This is a genomic window from Treponema ruminis (assembly GCF_014201975.1).
GTDB lineage: Bacteria > Spirochaetota > Spirochaetia > Treponematales > Treponemataceae > Treponema_D > Treponema_D ruminis.
Genome location: NZ_JACHFQ010000009.1, coordinates 26,606 through 41,118, shown reverse-complemented (window position 1 = coordinate 41,118; position 14,513 = coordinate 26,606). Strand labels below are relative to the sequence as shown.

Annotated in this window: 16 protein-coding genes and 1 pseudogene; 9 read left to right on the top strand and 8 right to left on the bottom strand. The window is 45.6% G+C overall.

The genetic code is table 11. From position 1 onward, the window contains the following. From HNP76_RS13080 to panB, 5 genes are all read right to left on the bottom strand, one after another. Positions 1-771 (bottom strand): type III pantothenate kinase, encoded by a 771-nt coding sequence (locus HNP76_RS13080; RefSeq protein ID WP_184661271.1) that lies wholly within the window; start codon positions 769-771, stop codon positions 1-3. Between the two features lie 29 nt (positions 772-800). Beyond that, entirely contained in the window at positions 801-1,520 is a 720-nt protein-coding gene (locus HNP76_RS13075) for a phosphopantothenoylcysteine decarboxylase domain-containing protein (protein WP_184661269.1), read from the bottom strand. After that, a complete protein-coding gene (locus tag HNP76_RS13070) occupies positions 1,517-2,062 on the bottom strand; it encodes a flavoprotein (protein WP_184661268.1) in 546 nt (181 codons plus the stop codon). Before HNP76_RS13070 ends, HNP76_RS13075 begins: the two co-directional genes overlap by 4 nt. 195 nt (positions 2,063-2,257) lie before the next feature. Continuing rightward, positions 2,258-3,013 carry a pantoate--beta-alanine ligase gene (gene panC / locus HNP76_RS13065; RefSeq protein WP_184661266.1) on the bottom strand — a complete coding sequence of 252 codons (756 nt, stop codon included), beginning with the start codon at positions 3,011-3,013 and terminating at the stop codon, positions 2,258-2,260. After that, positions 3,010-3,945, bottom strand: a complete 936-nt coding sequence (panB, locus tag HNP76_RS13060) for a 3-methyl-2-oxobutanoate hydroxymethyltransferase (RefSeq protein ID WP_246462702.1) — start codon at positions 3,943-3,945, stop codon at positions 3,010-3,012. Before panB ends, panC begins: the two co-directional genes overlap by 4 nt. Before the next feature lie 84 nt (positions 3,946-4,029). On the opposite strand from panB, the gene HNP76_RS13055 reads away from it, so the two are divergent. From HNP76_RS13055 to HNP76_RS13035, 5 genes are all read left to right on the top strand, one after another. Continuing rightward, positions 4,030-4,602: a hypothetical protein gene (locus HNP76_RS13055; RefSeq protein ID WP_246462704.1), complete on the top strand. Its 573-nt coding sequence runs from the start codon at positions 4,030-4,032 to the stop codon at positions 4,600-4,602. Between the two features lies 1 nt (position 4,603). Further along, positions 4,604-5,437: a sensor histidine kinase gene (locus HNP76_RS13050; protein ID WP_184661262.1), complete on the top strand. Its 834-nt coding sequence runs from the start codon at positions 4,604-4,606 to the stop codon at positions 5,435-5,437. 17 nt (positions 5,438-5,454) lie between these two features. Next, the gene (locus HNP76_RS13045) at positions 5,455-6,069 is read left to right on the top strand and encodes a response regulator transcription factor (RefSeq protein ID WP_184661260.1); all 615 of its coding nucleotides are present in this window, start codon (positions 5,455-5,457) and stop codon (positions 6,067-6,069) included. Positions 6,070-6,118: 49 nt separating this feature from the next. Further along, positions 6,119-7,453, top strand: coding sequence for an acetate kinase (locus HNP76_RS13040; RefSeq protein ID WP_184661258.1), 1,335 nt, complete (start codon positions 6,119-6,121; stop codon positions 7,451-7,453). A gap of 143 nt (positions 7,454-7,596) precedes the next feature. Further along, positions 7,597-8,352: a hypothetical protein gene (locus HNP76_RS13035; RefSeq protein ID WP_184661256.1), complete on the top strand. Its 756-nt coding sequence runs from the start codon at positions 7,597-7,599 to the stop codon at positions 8,350-8,352. 157 nt (positions 8,353-8,509) lie between these two features. Here the strand turns inward: HNP76_RS13035 and HNP76_RS13030 are convergent, their stop codons facing one another. After that, the gene (locus HNP76_RS13030; protein ID WP_184661254.1) at positions 8,510-9,136 is read right to left on the bottom strand and encodes a DJ-1 family glyoxalase III; all 627 of its coding nucleotides are present in this window, start codon (positions 9,134-9,136) and stop codon (positions 8,510-8,512) included. A 90-nt stretch (positions 9,137-9,226) separates the two neighbouring features. On the opposite strand from HNP76_RS13030, the gene HNP76_RS13025 reads away from it, so the two are divergent. From HNP76_RS13025 to HNP76_RS13015, 3 genes are read left to right on the top strand one after another with little or no spacing between them, the layout of a single operon-like run. Beyond that, on the top strand, positions 9,227-10,471 hold the full coding sequence (locus tag HNP76_RS13025) for a response regulator (protein WP_184661252.1): 1,245 nt from the start codon (positions 9,227-9,229) through the stop codon (positions 10,469-10,471). After that, complete coding sequence (locus HNP76_RS13020; protein WP_184661250.1) at positions 10,455-12,182, top strand: response regulator; 1,728 nt, start codon at positions 10,455-10,457, stop codon at positions 12,180-12,182. The genes HNP76_RS13025 and HNP76_RS13020 overlap by 17 nt, the downstream gene beginning before the upstream one ends. Before the next feature lies 1 nt (position 12,183). After that, the gene (locus tag HNP76_RS13015) at positions 12,184-13,035 is read left to right on the top strand and encodes a histidinol-phosphatase (protein ID WP_184661248.1); all 852 of its coding nucleotides are present in this window, start codon (positions 12,184-12,186) and stop codon (positions 13,033-13,035) included. 2 nt (positions 13,036-13,037) lie between these two features. Here HNP76_RS13015 and HNP76_RS13010 read toward each other — a convergent pair whose 3' ends face one another. Continuing rightward, the gene (locus HNP76_RS13010) at positions 13,038-13,394 is read right to left on the bottom strand and encodes a TraR/DksA family transcriptional regulator (protein WP_184661246.1); all 357 of its coding nucleotides are present in this window, start codon (positions 13,392-13,394) and stop codon (positions 13,038-13,040) included. A 90-nt stretch (positions 13,395-13,484) separates the two neighbouring features. Here HNP76_RS13010 and infA point away from each other — a divergent pair, with 90 nt between their 5' ends. Continuing rightward, entirely contained in the window at positions 13,485-13,706 is a 222-nt protein-coding gene (infA, locus tag HNP76_RS13005; protein WP_184661244.1) for a translation initiation factor IF-1, read from the top strand. A gap of 441 nt (positions 13,707-14,147) precedes the next feature. Here infA and HNP76_RS14405 read toward each other — a convergent pair. Then, positions 14,148-14,405 (bottom strand): annotated as a pseudogene (locus HNP76_RS14405) (DnaJ domain-containing protein); the annotation flags it as partial. Positions 14,406-14,513 lie beyond the last annotated feature (108 nt).

Below are 14,513 nucleotides of genomic sequence, written 5' to 3'. Positions count from 1 at the left end.
CTATTTGTTCAGTTCAAGTGCGATACGCAAGCCGTCCAGAACGAGCTGGCTTTCAATCCTGTCGAAAAGCCCACTCTCGCGGAAGAGGTTTGAAAAGCCACCGGTCGCGATTATGATTGGCTTTTCTCCCTTGAAAACTTCCTTTGTAAAGCGGGTAATTAGTTCCCGGATTGAGCCCAGCGTGCCGTAGTAAAGGCCCGACTGAATCGCAGTTACAGTTGAAGTTCCGCAGGCTTTTTCAGGCTCGACGATTTCAACGCTTGGAAGCTGAGCCGTTCCCGAAGAAAGGGCGTGCATCATCATGTTGATGCCAGGCAGAATCGCACCGCCCCAGTATTCGCAGTCCTTTGTGATTACATCGACCGTTGTCGCAGTTCCCATGTCAACGACAATCAGGTGGTTTTCCAGTTTGAGCGCGCTTGCTCCGATTGCAGCCGCGATTCTGTCCGCACCGATTTCCCGCGGATTTGAATAGCGAAGCCTGAGTCCGGTTTTGATTCCAGAGCGAATCATCAGAGGCTCGATTCCAAAATATTTCAGGCAGGCACTTGTGACCGCATAGTTAAGCGAAGGCACGACCGAGCAGACCGCAATGTCCGAAATCATCTTTGAGTCGATTCCGTTTTCACGCAGCACCGACCGCAGAAAAATTCCCAGTTCGTCGCTGGAAGTCCCGTGGGTCGTAGCACAGCGGAAAGTCAGCGTAATCTTGTCGTCCTTAAAAACTCCGCCCGAAAGCTGAGTGTTCCCGATATCAAGTGTTAAAATCATTTTTTTTCTCCAAAGGGGGAAGTCTCCCCCTACGCGCCCACTTCGTTGGTCGCTACCCCTTCTGCGGGCTCAAACGCCGCCCGCAACGCCTGCTCAATTTTCTCTGCCAGAGCTTCGTTCGTCTTTCCTTCTCCACAGACTTCACCAGCTGCGTTCAGAATTACGAAGGGATGGCTGTCGCTCGTAATCTGGCTCAAATCGTTGTAGACGACAAAATCTGCCTTGCTGTGTCCGAAGAGGCTTGTAACGGCTTTTCCCATTGCCGCTTCATCTGCGTTGTTCAAAAGCTTAAAGCAGACGACTTTTGCCTTTTCGCCACCGCCAAGGGCTGCCCACTCGTGCAGGCTGTCAGCGATTTTCGGGCTGGCCTTAAAGGTTACGGTCATTTCGCCGCCGGAAGGAAGCTTTCTGGCATTCTTCCCGGCCTTTATCGTCTGACCTGCAATCAGAATATTTTCTGGCACAAAGTCGCTCACCGCCGCCGCATGAATCACGGCATCGTATTTAAAGGAAGTAAGCTCGTCTTTTATTGCAGATGCAAGTTCTTCTCCGGTTTCAAAAAAACGCAATTTAATAGAAGAAGAATTCGGCTTTATCGCGATTTTTGCTGTAATCAGCGTGACTTCAAAGCCTTTTGCGCTGAGTTCATCCGCGAGAACGGCACTTGTGCGTCCTGTGGAAGAGTTTGTCACAACACGAACCGAGTCAATGTATTCCTTACATCCGCCGCCTGTTATTAAAATTTTCATAAAGCTTCTTTTATAAAGTCAAATGCCTTTTCCGGGGCAATAAGTTTACCCAGACCAACCGAGCCGCAGGCAAGACGACCTTCCTCAGTCGGGAGGATTTTGCATCCCCAGCTTTCAAGCTTCTTGAGGCCTTCCTGAACGGATGGGTGGGCGAACATGTTTGAGTTCATTGCAGGAGCCAGAAGCACCGGCTTTTCAAAGTTGTTTGCCAAAAATGTCGCCCCGAAAAGGTCGTCACTCAAGCCGGATGCGAGACGGGCAATGCAGTTTGCCGAAGCCGGATAAACGATAATCAGGTCAGCCCATTTTTGAGCAAGCGTGATGTGAGGAATGCAGTCAGGCTTACGGACGAACATGTCAGGCGTAAGTGCTTCCCTGCGGCTTAAGCCTTCAAAAACCGCTGGCTGCAGGAACTTCAATGCTCCCTCGCTCATGGTTACCTGGACTTCGGCGCCGGCCTTTACGAGCAGGCTTGTGAGTTCGCAGGCCTTGTAGCAGGAAATTGAGCCGGTAACGTGCAGTAAAATATGCTTGTCTTTCATAAATTCGTCTCCTTCAAAAAACGGCTCCCAGTCGTGAAAACGGCTTATCGAAACCGCAGGCTAGCCTGCTACACGCTGTTTGTGCTTGTAACTATATACGTTTGCCGCTTACGCGGCAGCACAAACAGAGTGTTTTCGTAAGCCGTTTCGCTCCTTCGCACCGTTTTTTGCATTAGCTGTGATTATTAAAATCAATCACCTTTCTACGTTGTCGATAAGACGGACGTCTTCCAAGAAAACTGCGGCGTACAGACGCTTGTCTTTGATTGTTACGTAGTCTACTTTGAAGCCGGCTTTTTCGAGTTTTTCGGCGATTTCGGCTTCGGATCCGCCTGATGCGAGAATCTCGTGGAACTTTGGTGCCTTTGCCAGGCCCTCTGCGCTCAGTTTGCGGTTTCGGCTTGAGATTGCAAGACCGTTTTCTTCGCGGACGATTGGGCATGGAACGAGCTGAACGTCAAGGAAGAAGGCCTTTACCATGCCGTCCAAGAGCTTGTACTGCTGATAGTCCTTTTCGCCGAAGTAGGCTCTTGTCGGGCGGACGATGTTGAAAAGCTTCATTACAACTGTGAGTACGCCGTCAAAGTGTCCCGGGCGTTTTGCTCCGCACAGCTCGTGGCTGAAATCTTTTTCTGTGAGCATGTATTTGTAGTCATCCGGGTACATTACAGGATAAGTCGGGGCAAAAAGATAGTCTACGCCGGCTTTTTCGAGCAGGGCACAGTCATCTGCGAAGTTTGCAGGATAAGTTTCCAGGTCTTTTTTGTCGTTGAACTGAGTCGGGTTCAGGTAAACGCTTACGGCACTGACGTCATTTTCAGAAATAGCGCGCTTAATCAAGGAAAGGTGTCCGTTGTGAAGTCCGCCCATTGTAGGAACGAAACCAAGACTTTTCTCGCCCAGTTCTGAGCGAATCTTTTTAAAATCTTCTACTGTCTTTATGATTTTCATTTTGTAAATGTCTCCTCTGCTGACGGGAATGTCTTGTTTTTGCATCCCTCGTCGTATTCATTCAATGCCTTTGTTACAAGTTCTGCTCCTTCGATAAAATGGCGGACGAACTTCGGCTTGAATTTTGAGAATCCCAGCATGTCGTGGAGGACGAGAACCTGTCCGTCAACGTTTGCTCCGCCACCGATTCCGATTACAGGAATCGAAACTGCCTTGCTCATTTCTTCTGCAACATTTGCCGGAATACATTCAGCGACAAGGGCAAAACATCCTGCCTTTTCAAGTGCGATTGCATCCTTTACAAGCTTTTCCTTCGCTTCTTCTGTGCGTCCCTGAACCTTGTAGCCGCCCATTGCGTGATAAAACTGGGGTGTAAGTCCAAGATGACCCATTACCGGGATTCCTGACTCTACGAGGTGTGAAATCAGCTCAAGGTTTCCGTCCGCACCTTCGATTTTGACTGAGTCGGCTCCTGCTGCAATCAGCTTGCCTGCGGCTTCTGTTCCCCGCTCGATTCCAAGTCTTGTGCTCAAAAAAGGCATGTCTGAAACGAGGAATTTGTCCGGGAGTCCGCGGTGAACGGCTCTAGTGTGAAGGGCCATTAAGTCAACTGTTGCTGGAATTGTTGTTTCTTCGCCGTGCATTACGTTTGCAAGGCTGTCACCTACGAGAACACAGTCTACGTTTGACTGATTGATAAGGCATGCCATTGTGTAGTCATAGCATGTAACCATAGAAATAATTGATTTTTCTGACTTCCGCTTTGGGAAATCGGCTGGAGAAAGTTTGGTCATAGTACCTGCCTTCTGGTCAAGTCTAAAAATAAGTGATCTGTCACATGGATGTTCACGGTCAGTTTCCTCAACGAAGATAGCTGCCGTGACTACTAATATATAGAAAGAAAGGGCTTTGTACAAGAAAAATGGAGACATTTCTCCTTAATCATGCTATAATCACTAGAGTTTTTGGAGATTTTTTTACTGATGAAAAAAAATATGAGTACTTTTTTGCTTTGTATGGCAGCAATTGCACTCAATTTTCTCTTTGCTTATGTCTTCTGTGACGTACTTCATATCCCTCTTTTTATGGACACTGTTTTTACCGTTGCCATTACATTTTACTGCGGGCTTCTTCCGGGGCTTGTCGCTGCAATCGGCTATAACATCATCTCCGTTCTTACTTTTGAAATCCGCGGCTATGCCTTTGACCCTTTTGCGATTCTTTTTGCGGTTTGCGGAATTTTAATCACCCTTGTCACCTGGCTTTTTGCCCGCCGCAAGGAAGAATTCCGTATCAGCCCTGTCATTACAATTCTCTATCTTGTCCTTATCGCCATGCTTTCGTCTTTTGCATCAATCATCAGCAGCGGTGTCGTGGATTATGTCCGCTTTTCGCTTGTTGACCTTCCGGACAGGATTGCTCCGATTAAGAATTTTACGGATTCCTTTGTGAACCAGCATTTTTCACTTTTTGCGGCCTGTATTCTTGCCCAAATCCCTGTATCAATCATGGACAGGCTCATCACGACTTTCCTGGGATTCGGGGTTTACAAGCTGATGGTTCGTTTTTTAGGCAAAGAAAGGTGGTAGCGTGGCGGATTCTGCAGAACTTCAGCGCCTTTACGGAATAATTCACAGTTATACAGTTTTTTTCATCATCTTCGACATTGTATTCTTTGTGATTGTTCTTGGCGGCGTAGGACTTTTAATCAGATACCTCAAGTCTCAAAAAAAGCTCCGTTCTTCGGGCACTTATTTGCGTTACATAATTCGCGGTCAGGAAGAGGAGAGATCCAGGGTTGCAAGGGAATTACACGATACGGTCGCCCAGGACCTGCGTTATTGCCGTAGTCTTGTCGAAAAAATCGATGATAACGACCTGCGTGAAAATCTTTCAAAACTTTTGGATAAATCAGTACACGAAGTCCGTTCAATGAGCTATAATCTGTCTCCACCTGACGTAACCAAAAATGATTTGTCTGCGAACATCATGAACCTCTGCCAGAATTTTACCGAACAGTCGCAGGTTGAATTCCGAATGGTTACTCCTGGCAAAACTGACACAAGTTTTCTTTCAAAAGAAGAAAATTTCAATATCTACAGGATAGTGCAGGAATCGCTGAACAATATTTTGAAGCATGCCAGGGCCGAGGAAGTCACGGTTCTTCTCCGCAATGAAATCGGAGACGAAGAAAAAGGACTTTATATTTTCATCACTGATGACGGAATCGGCTTTGATACGCGGAGAAACTATTCTTCCGGCAACAGTCACTTCGGTCTGCTCGGAATGACTCAGCGTGCGGAACTCATAAACGCAAAACTTGAAATCAGCTCAGAAATCGGGGCTGGTTCTCAAATCAAACTTGTCAAATTAAAAATGTCACCGTCGGTCGGAGAAGGCGTGATAAAATTTAAAAACTTATAAAAGTTATAGGGAAAAACATGAAACATTCTTTTTTCGTAATTGAGGATCATAGTCTCACTAACCTCGGAATCCGTGAGCTCCTTCAAAACAATACCGACCTGAGCTGCGAGGGCTTTGCGATGAGTGAGGAAGAGGCTTTCGAAAAACTTACTGAGCTTGACATGAAGGGGTCTCTGCCAAAGGTCCTCGTTCTTGATTTGTTTTTGGGTGAAGATTCTGGAATTGACGTCCTTCGCGAAGTAAAAAAGCACTTTCCTTCAATCGGTGTCGTCGTTTATTCAATGTATTCAAATCCCGGAATCGTAAGTCTCGTTCTTGAAAACGGGGGAAATGGCTTTGTCTCAAAATCAAGCCCGGAAAGCGAACTCGTCGATGCCATCAAGGAAGTTTCTGCCGGCGGAAGTCACATTCAGTCAAGTCTTGTTGAGCCCCTGCACACTTTCAAGAATCTTTTTCAGTCACTTACAAAGGGCGAGCAGTTTGTCCTGAATAAAGTCATCGAGCGCTTTGAGCTCAATCGTATTGCCGAAGAAATGAAAGTCCCGGTTGCAAGGGTTGAAATCTTTCTTTCTAGGATTTGTGCAAAAACAGGTTGTCATAATCATGAAGAATTGATTGCACAGTTTGGCTGAAAATTTTATAATAATTAGCGTAAAATTTTATTATTTATAGAGGAAAGTTATGGTAATTCTTACTTTGAACTGCGGTTCATCTTCTGCAAAATACCAGGTTTACGACTGGGACAACAAAGACGTTTTGGCAACTGGTGTTGTTGAGCGCGTTACACAGGACGGTTCTGTAATCACACACAAACCAAAGGGAAAGGACAAATTCGTTCTCGAGAGCCCTTGTCCAACTCACAAAGAAGCAATCGAATTGATTTTGAACGCAATCACAGACAAAGATCATGGCGTTATTTCTGACATGAGCGTAATCGGCGCTGTCGGTCACCGCGTTCTCCATGGCGGAGACAAATTCACTAAGTCTGTAAAAGTAACTCCAGAGGTTTTGGACACATTCCGTTCAGTTATCGGTCTCGGACCTTTGCACATGCCTGCTAACATCATGGGTATCGAAGCTGCTCAGAAGGTTCTTCCAAACGTTCCTCACGTTGCAGTTATGGATACAGCATGGCACCAGACAATGCCAGAATCAAGCTTCCGCTATGCAATTCCAAAAGAGTGGTACGAGAAATACGCAGCACGCCGCTACGGTTTCCACGGAACTTCTTTCCTTTATACAGCAAAACGTGCTTCTGTCCTTCTCCACAAGGCTCCAAAAGACACAAACGTCATCATCGCTCACGTCGGCAATGGTGCTTCAATGTGTGCTGTTAAAAACGGCTGCTGCTACGACACTTCAATGGGTATCACTCCACTCGAAGGTCTCGTAATGGGTACACGCTCAGGCGACATGGACTGTGCTCTTCCATTCTACATCATGCGCCAGACAGGCATGAGCGCTGACGAGATGGACACAGCAATGAACAAAAAATCTGGTCTTCTCGGAATCACAGGCAAATACACAGACCGCCGCGACGTTGAAGAAAACGCTGCAAAAGGCGACAAAGACTGCCAGCTCGCAGTTGACATGGAATGCTACCGCCTCAAGAAATACTTTGGTGCTTACATGGCTGCAATCGGTCCGGTTGACGCAATCGTTTACACAGCAGGCGTTGGCGAGCACTCAGCTACAATCCGCGCTAAGGCTCTCGAAGGCCTCGAATGGCTCGGCGTTAAAATCGACCCAAAAAAGAACGCTCTTGCAAATACAGGCAATGCCGAGACTTGCATCTCAGCAGACGACTCAAAGGTCAAAGTTTTCGTTATCCCGACAGACGAAGAGCTCGTAATGACTGAGGATGCTTATGCAATCATGAACGGCACATACGACGTTCACACAAACTTCACATATTCTTTCCAGGACCCGGCATACCGCAACAAGGCACGCGAAGAGGGCTTGAAGAAAGATTTGGAGAAGCATCCAGACCTCGCTTCCATCATCGTTCGTCCCTAGTTTAATCAACTAGAGCAAAACGGGCAGCCTTTTTGGCTGCCTTTTTTTTATTAAGGGAGACTCCTGTTATCTGCCTCTTTCCTTGACATAAGTTTAAAAAGATTCTATATATAAGTTACAAATTATTTTAATAGGAGATTAAAATGAAAAAAATACTTATTGCAGCAGCAGCACTTTCTGCTGTTTTCTTTGCATCTTGTGGAACAACTAAAACTGTAGAAGGTTCTGGCATTAAGGCAGATGCTCCTAAAGTTAAGACTGCTAAAACTGTTCTTGATGAATGGCAGGGTTCTGAGCTTGGTGGAGAAATCCCTCAGTGGGTTGTCGAGCTTGCAAATGGTAATTATGGTGAGGCTGCTCTTTCTCGAGTTATGCCGGACATCAAAGGCAAAAAGACATTTGTTACAATCGGCTATGGTGATAACCTTGATTTCGTCCGCCAGTGGACAGATCTCGTTGACGTTGAAACGGAAGTTGCCAGCACACTTTCACGTGTAGCAGCAAAGGCTGTCGAAGCAGAAATGAACGGCAAGGGCGCAAAAGAAGGTCAGAATACAGTTGATCCAACAAAAACTGAGCAGACTTTGAAGATGTACCGCACATCACTCACAAGCGTCCGCTTCAGCGGTCTTGAAAAAACAGCTCAGTTCTGGACTCTTTCTCACAAAGAATCTGGCAAAGAGCAGTTTGATTCAAAATATTCATACTATGCCGTATGGACAATCGACAAGGCTCTCTTCGAAAGCCAGCTCAAAACTGCAATGTCTAACATTGATGAAACATCAACAGAAGAAAAGGCATTGAAGGAAATGGTCCGCCAGAAGCTTTCTGATCAGCTTTCTGTTCAGACAAACAGTGCTGAAGAAAACGAAAAGGCAGACGAAGTTATTCTTAAATAATCAGATTTTCTTGCAGAATAACTTGGATGTAGCTAGTGAATGCACACAAAAAAACGGTCGGAATCGGGGTTCCAAAACAAACTCGCCTGAGCTTTGCTCACTGCGATGTTTGATTTTGGGTTCCCGATGGAAGACCGTTTTTTTGTGTGTGAAATTGCTATCTCTGGCAGCTTCCGTCGTGAATATGGACTGCTGTTTCTGCGCCTGCCAGTAATTCAACAAACTTCATTGCAAACTGCTCGGCTGTTCCGGGGCCCCTTCCTGTAAGGACATTGTTGTCGAGCACGAAAGGCACGTCTTCAATGTGCTTGGAATTTTCCATGACTTCCTTTGCCCAGTCAACGCTTCCGCAGTATTCAGCAAGATTATTGTTCATGCCTGGATAGCAGGTCCACTTGCGGCTTGAAAGAATTCCTGTGCGGGCAAGAACTACGGCAGGACTTGCGCACATGGCCGCAACGAGTTTGCCTCCCCTGTCCATTTTTGTAATCAACTGGAAAAGATATTGGTTTGCCGCAAGATTGCTGGCTCCCGGCATTCCGCCTGGAAGATAGATGGCGTCCGGTTCGTTACCCTCCATCTTTTCGATAAATTCTGAAAGTTTTGTGTCTGCAATCACAGTGATTTTGTGACTTCCTGTGATCGATTCCAGTTCTTCTTTTGAATCAGCAGCCGGAACAGATACTGTTATTACGTTTACATTTGCCCTGCGAAGATAATCAACGACCGTGAGGGCCTCAATTTCTTCGAATCCCGGGGCTAAAAAAACTGCAACTTGTGCCATAAAAACCTCTTTAGACTACAGTATACCACATATTTTAATTTTTGTTGATTTTTAATTGAAAAGTCCTTAATGTTATTGTATTATTTTCTTATGAAGAGTGTTTTGGTTATTGATGCCCCGCCCATGATGCGCGAATTTTTGACAGAAAAGCTTACAGCAGAAAATGTAATTGTCGAAATTGCCGATGGCCAGCGGGATGCTCTCCCTAAATTTTTATCAGTACTCCCAGACCTTGTTATAATCAATGTAGAGCATTCAGTTTCTGACATACTCGATTTTTTGGATAAAAAACAGTCTGATCCTAACGGCAAGAAAATTCCGGTCATCATGTCAGGTCCTGTAATCGACCACGATGAAGTTTCTGACCTGGTTCAGTACGGCGTAATCAAATACTTTACCCGCCCGATCCGCTACGACCTTTTCTTTGATTCTGTCGGCCGCGTTCTTCATACTTCATTTTCCGTTGACACCACGCCCTGTGTTCTCGACATGCACCTCAACAAGGACATCATTTTCATCGAGATTGCAAAGGGCCTCAACCGTGAGAAAATCACTCTTTTAAAGTACAAGCTTGCGGAAATCATCGAGAGTAACAATCTTCTTCTTCCAAAGCTCATCCTCATGATGTCGGACCTCAGCCTCAGCTATGTTGACGGCCTCAACCTTGAGCTTCTTCTTGAAAACATCACCGCCGACCGAAGGATTTTGCGGCGAAACATCAAAATCCTTTCTTTCGACACTTTCGTTTCTGATTTTATCGAAGGTCATCCGATTTACGATGGAATTAAAGTCGTTCAGAACCTTTCAGACGTCATGGCATCCCTGGTTGATACAACCGCCGATTCAATCGAAAACCTCATTTCAGATAAAATCCTGGCCCTTTCAGACGGCAACGGAAAGAATGCAGATGCGGTCCGCTTCTATTCAGACACTCACACAGCCTATGGAAGCCCAGAAACTTCCGAAGGCCTCTTAAAGATTGCGGTCATCGATTCTGATATGTCAGTCGTAAAATACCTCAAATCGGTTCTTGAAACAATCGCCGAAGTAACGGTATTCATGACTCCAAAAGAATTTGTCTCAAGTGTTCAGCCGGGCAGCTTTGATTTTGCAATCACGGGCATGGTCATGCCGGAAATAACCGGTCTCGATATCCTGCGCTTCCTTGTTGAAAAACACATAGATTTGCCGGTTATCGTCTATTCAAACGTCATTCAAAAAGAAGTCATTATGCAGGCCCTCAAACTTGGTGCGGGAAGCTATTTGATTAATCCTCAGCCAGCGCAAGTGATTGTTCAGAAAGTTTTGGAAATCATAAATGCAAGAAAACAATAAGGCCGGGCAGTCTTCTGATATTGACAATACAACCCGCTTTTTCGCAAATGCCCTGCACGAAATACGCACTCCGATTCAGACTATCATCGGTGCCGCAGAGCTCATGCGCAACACAGCCCTCGACAAGGAACAGAACGAGTATGTAAGGCAGATTCTTTTCAGTGCCGAAGGACTTCTTGACCTTGCCAACAATATTTTGGATCTGGCTAAAATGAATCAGGTCGGATTTAAAATCGAAAACATCCCATTTGATATTTCTTATGTCGCCGAGCACCTCATCGATTCTGAGAGCGTAAAGGCCTTCAACAGGGGAGTGGAGCTTGTCCTTGATATTTCTCCGAACGTTCCAGCCCTTGTCACCGGTGACTCAATGCGAGTCCGCCAGATTATGCTCAATCTTATCAGCAACGCCGTAAAATTCACCAAAGAAGGCTACGTTCACGTTGAGCTTGATTACAATGACAGCGACGGAATCTGCTTTACCGTAACTGATTCAGGAATCGGAATTTCCGAAGAAAAGCAGAAAAAGATTTTTACCGAATATTTCCAGGCAGACCTTTCGACCTACAGGCTTTTTGGCGGAACGGGACTGGGACTTTCCATCAGCCGCAATCTGGTCAACCTCATGAACGGCAAAATCGGGGTTAAGTCAAATCCAACCGGAGGCTCAGTTTTCTGGTTCAAAATCCCTCTTTCAGTAGCCCTTGCCAAGCCTGCTAAAATCAGGTTTTCTCAAAGCACCGAAAATTTCCGCATCCTTATCGTCGATGACAATGAAATTGCCGCAGAAAGCCTCTTGAAAAAGCTCCTTTACCTGGGCTTCAAAAAAACGAAAGTCTGCACCGACGCAAGCAAGGCCCTTGATATTCTTTCGGAAGCAGAAAAAGAGGGCGACCCTTTCAGCATTGCCTTTATCGACATGATTATGAAGGGCGGTCTTGACGGCTGGCACCTGGCCTTTGACCTGCAGCAGATCGGAAACCTCTCGACATCCCTCTATCTTCTTGTTCCTGAAGGACAGATGCATGAGGATGCCAAGATGAAATTCCTCAATCTCTACAAGGGCTACCTTTACAAGCCGATTAAAAAAGACGGCCTGATTTCCCTGCTTTCCGAAGAACTTTATGAATCTGAAAACAGCGGGAAAAGCGGCAACAAATTGGAGTCCAAGCCTATCGAAGAGCTGGTCCCGATCACACCCGAAGAAGAAAAATCCCTCTCAGCCGGAAAAAGTGCCTCATCAAAGGCCGAAAACAAAAAGATTGCTGAGGGCTTGAAAATCCTTGTCGCAGAAGATCACCCGATGAACCGCAAGCTGCTTGCTACATTTTTGGAGAGATTCGGGGCTGAAGTCTATCTTGCGGAAAATGGCGAAGACGCCCTGGACATCATCAGGAATACGCCTGAAATCAGCATGATTTTCATGGACATCTATATGCCTGAAATGAACGGAATTGAGGCCACAAAAGAGCTGAGGGCAATGCACTACAACGAAATCATCATCGCCTGCACGGCCAACAATGATTCTAACGACTTCGCCGAATACAAGCGGAGTGGAATCAACGACATCCTCGTAAAGCCTTTCAAAAGCGACACCTTAAAGGCCATGATCGAAAAATGGAAGGCCGTAATGCAGACAGTTTCCTTTGCGCAGATTAACCTGCTCAATATCGGAAACGATCTTTTTATTGAATATGCGGAAGAGGCATAAAATGAGCAAAGAATACATAAAGTCAAACTTGCACACACATTCGACCTTCTGTGACGGAAAAAGCAGTCCCGAAGAAAACGTTCTTGCTGCCATTCAAAAGGAAATCAAAGTCCTGGGTTTTACCAGTCACAGCATGTATCCTTTTTGGACTGAAAGCAACATGAAGCCGGAAAATTTTAATTCCTATTGTGAAGAAATCCACCGCCTGCAAAAAAAATATGAGGGGCAGATTTCCATCCGGCTGGGATTTGAGGCAGACTTTTTCCCCGGAGTCACTCTTCCTCACCACGACAATTATGCCCAGTTTAAGCCCGATTATCTGATTGGCTCCCTTCACTATATCTTTCAGAGGTCGGGTTCTTTTGGCGTGGACAATACACCTGAAATCTGGGCGGAAGGTGCCAGAAAATTCTATGGCGGCGACATGAAGGCTTTAATCGGCGACTATTTTGCCCTTCAAAAAGAAATGCTTGCCCTGGGAAAATTTGACCTTTTGGGTCACCCTGATTTGGTCAGAAAATTCAACGAAAAATATCCCCTTTTTGACGAAGAAGCCGGCTGGTACAAGGACTATCTTTGTGACATGGCAAAGGCAATTGCAAAGTGGGGCGGGGCTACAGAAATCAACACCGGTGCAATCAGTCGCAAGTGGCTGACCAAGCCTTATCCCAGCCTCTATTTCCTGGAAAAACTTCACGAGGCCGGCGTTCCCATTGCAATCACGGCTGACGCTCACTCTGCGGAAAACCTGGACTGCGCCTTTGACCAGGCCCGCTTACTTGCAAAAAAAGCCGGTTATACCGAAATCATTTACGACATCGATAGAACCGGCTATAAATTCTGCGGGCTGTAAAACTAACGGTTTCGGCGCTCGTTTTCGCTCTGGCAAGAAATACACATGAAGGCATATGGAATTGCTTCAAGGCGCTCCAAAGGAATTTCTTTGTGGCACTTGAGACAGATTCCGTATTTGCCCTGCTTGATTCTTTCAAGAGCATTGTTAATCATTGTGAGGCGGTTTGAATCCTGCGCTCCAAGAGACTCAAGAAGTGCTCCGTCAATTACGTCTGATGCAACATCAACTTCATCTCCAGGCTCTCCGCTTTCAACCATCTTTTTATACTCAGAATGTTTGTCAGCCAATGATTTCAGAATTTGTTCTTTTTGCTCCGTGAGCAATTTTTGCATTTTGTCAATGAATGCTTGTTCCATGTTCCCTTTCTCCCATGTTGCAATTTTTTTGTTATTAGATAATAATAAGGGAGAAATCTTGAAAAGACAAGTAAAATTTTTGGAGGAATCGTGGCTAAAGAAGAAGCTATCGAAGTCGAAGGCATTGTAAAAGAAGCATTGCCAAATACTCAGTTCCGCGTTGAGCTTAAGAACGGCGGACACGTTGTTATGGCGCATTTGTCTGGTAAAATGCGAAAGCACTACATCAAAATCGTACCGGGTGACAGCGTAAAAGTCGCACTCTCACCATATGACCTCAACCGAGGCCGAATCATCTTCCGCGAAAGATAATAGCGATTTAAGATAACGCCAAAAACGTCAGGCGTTCAAAGGTAACGCCGAAAACGTCTGGCGTTACCCGCTTTCCTAACGCAGTAATTTTCTCAATCCTCGTGTTATTCCTGTAAATCCGTGGATAACTGCCACAATGCTTAGAATCGGGCCAAATGGTATAAAGAACCATGATATTTTCATGAATGACCAAACGCCAATCAAAAGAATCGCAAGGCTCCGCAGAATGTAAAGCAGGCTTTCTGTTTTTGTCTGCGGCTCGCTTTTGCCAGTATAGAATGTATAGGCCGAGTTTGAATTTTCTCCATTCTGATTTTGACGAGCGTAGTTAAACCACTGGTTGAAGGCATCGTTAAAATCGTCCTGAGTTTCTGCCTGCCAGCCACCCTTGTGCCACTGCTGCCAGTTCCCGTTTTGACCCCAGCCGTAATTTCCGTATCCGTAAGTGCCGGTGCCCTGTGAACCGTAGGCGTCGCTGCTTGCATATGTGCCGTAAGAATCGTACTGGCGGCGTTTTGTCTCATCTGAAAGAACGTCATAAGCGGCTGTGATTTGCTTGAATTTTTCTTCTGCCGCCTTATCACCTGGATTTTTGTCTGGATGATATTTGACGGCCAGCTTGCGGTAAGCCGATTTGATTTCGCTCTGAGAAGCTGTTTTTGAAATGCCAAGGACCTGATATAAATCTTCCAATATTATTCCTCTTACCTTTGATACTTTTAAAATAATGATATTTTAGAAAAGATACAATGGAAAATAAAATACTTCCTGTATTTTTTTTCCATTGCTTTTTTCACCGCCTCCATG

What these genes read in the sequence shown, in the direction of transcription:
- HNP76_RS13080 (WP_184661271.1), bottom strand. Translation starts at nt 771, where the DNA reads ATGATTTTAACACTTGATATCGGGAACACTCAGCTTTCGGGCGGAGTT.
- HNP76_RS13075 (WP_184661269.1), bottom strand. Translation starts at nt 1,520, where the DNA reads ATGAAAATTTTAATAACAGGCGGCGGATGTAAGGAATACATTGACTCG.
- HNP76_RS13070 (WP_184661268.1), bottom strand. Translation starts at nt 2,062, where the DNA reads ATGAAAGACAAGCATATTTTACTGCACGTTACCGGCTCAATTTCCTGC.
- panC (WP_184661266.1), bottom strand. Translation starts at nt 3,013, where the DNA reads ATGAAAATCATAAAGACAGTAGAAGATTTTAAAAAGATTCGCTCAGAA.
- panB (WP_246462702.1), bottom strand. Translation starts at nt 3,945, where the DNA reads ATGTCTCCATTTTTCTTGTACAAAGCCCTTTCTTTCTATATATTAGTA.
- HNP76_RS13055 (WP_246462704.1), top strand. Translation starts at nt 4,030, where the DNA reads ATGGCAGCAATTGCACTCAATTTTCTCTTTGCTTATGTCTTCTGTGAC.
- HNP76_RS13045 (WP_184661260.1), top strand. Translation starts at nt 5,455, where the DNA reads ATGAAACATTCTTTTTTCGTAATTGAGGATCATAGTCTCACTAACCTC.
- HNP76_RS13040 (WP_184661258.1), top strand. Translation starts at nt 6,119, where the DNA reads ATGGTAATTCTTACTTTGAACTGCGGTTCATCTTCTGCAAAATACCAG.
- HNP76_RS13035 (WP_184661256.1), top strand. Translation starts at nt 7,597, where the DNA reads ATGAAAAAAATACTTATTGCAGCAGCAGCACTTTCTGCTGTTTTCTTT.
- HNP76_RS13030 (WP_184661254.1), bottom strand. Translation starts at nt 9,136, where the DNA reads ATGGCACAAGTTGCAGTTTTTTTAGCCCCGGGATTCGAAGAAATTGAG.
- HNP76_RS13025 (WP_184661252.1), top strand. Translation starts at nt 9,227, where the DNA reads ATGAAGAGTGTTTTGGTTATTGATGCCCCGCCCATGATGCGCGAATTT.
- HNP76_RS13020 (WP_184661250.1), top strand. Translation starts at nt 10,455, where the DNA reads ATGCAAGAAAACAATAAGGCCGGGCAGTCTTCTGATATTGACAATACA.
- HNP76_RS13015 (WP_184661248.1), top strand. Translation starts at nt 12,184, where the DNA reads ATGAGCAAAGAATACATAAAGTCAAACTTGCACACACATTCGACCTTC.
- HNP76_RS13010 (WP_184661246.1), bottom strand. Translation starts at nt 13,394, where the DNA reads ATGGAACAAGCATTCATTGACAAAATGCAAAAATTGCTCACGGAGCAA.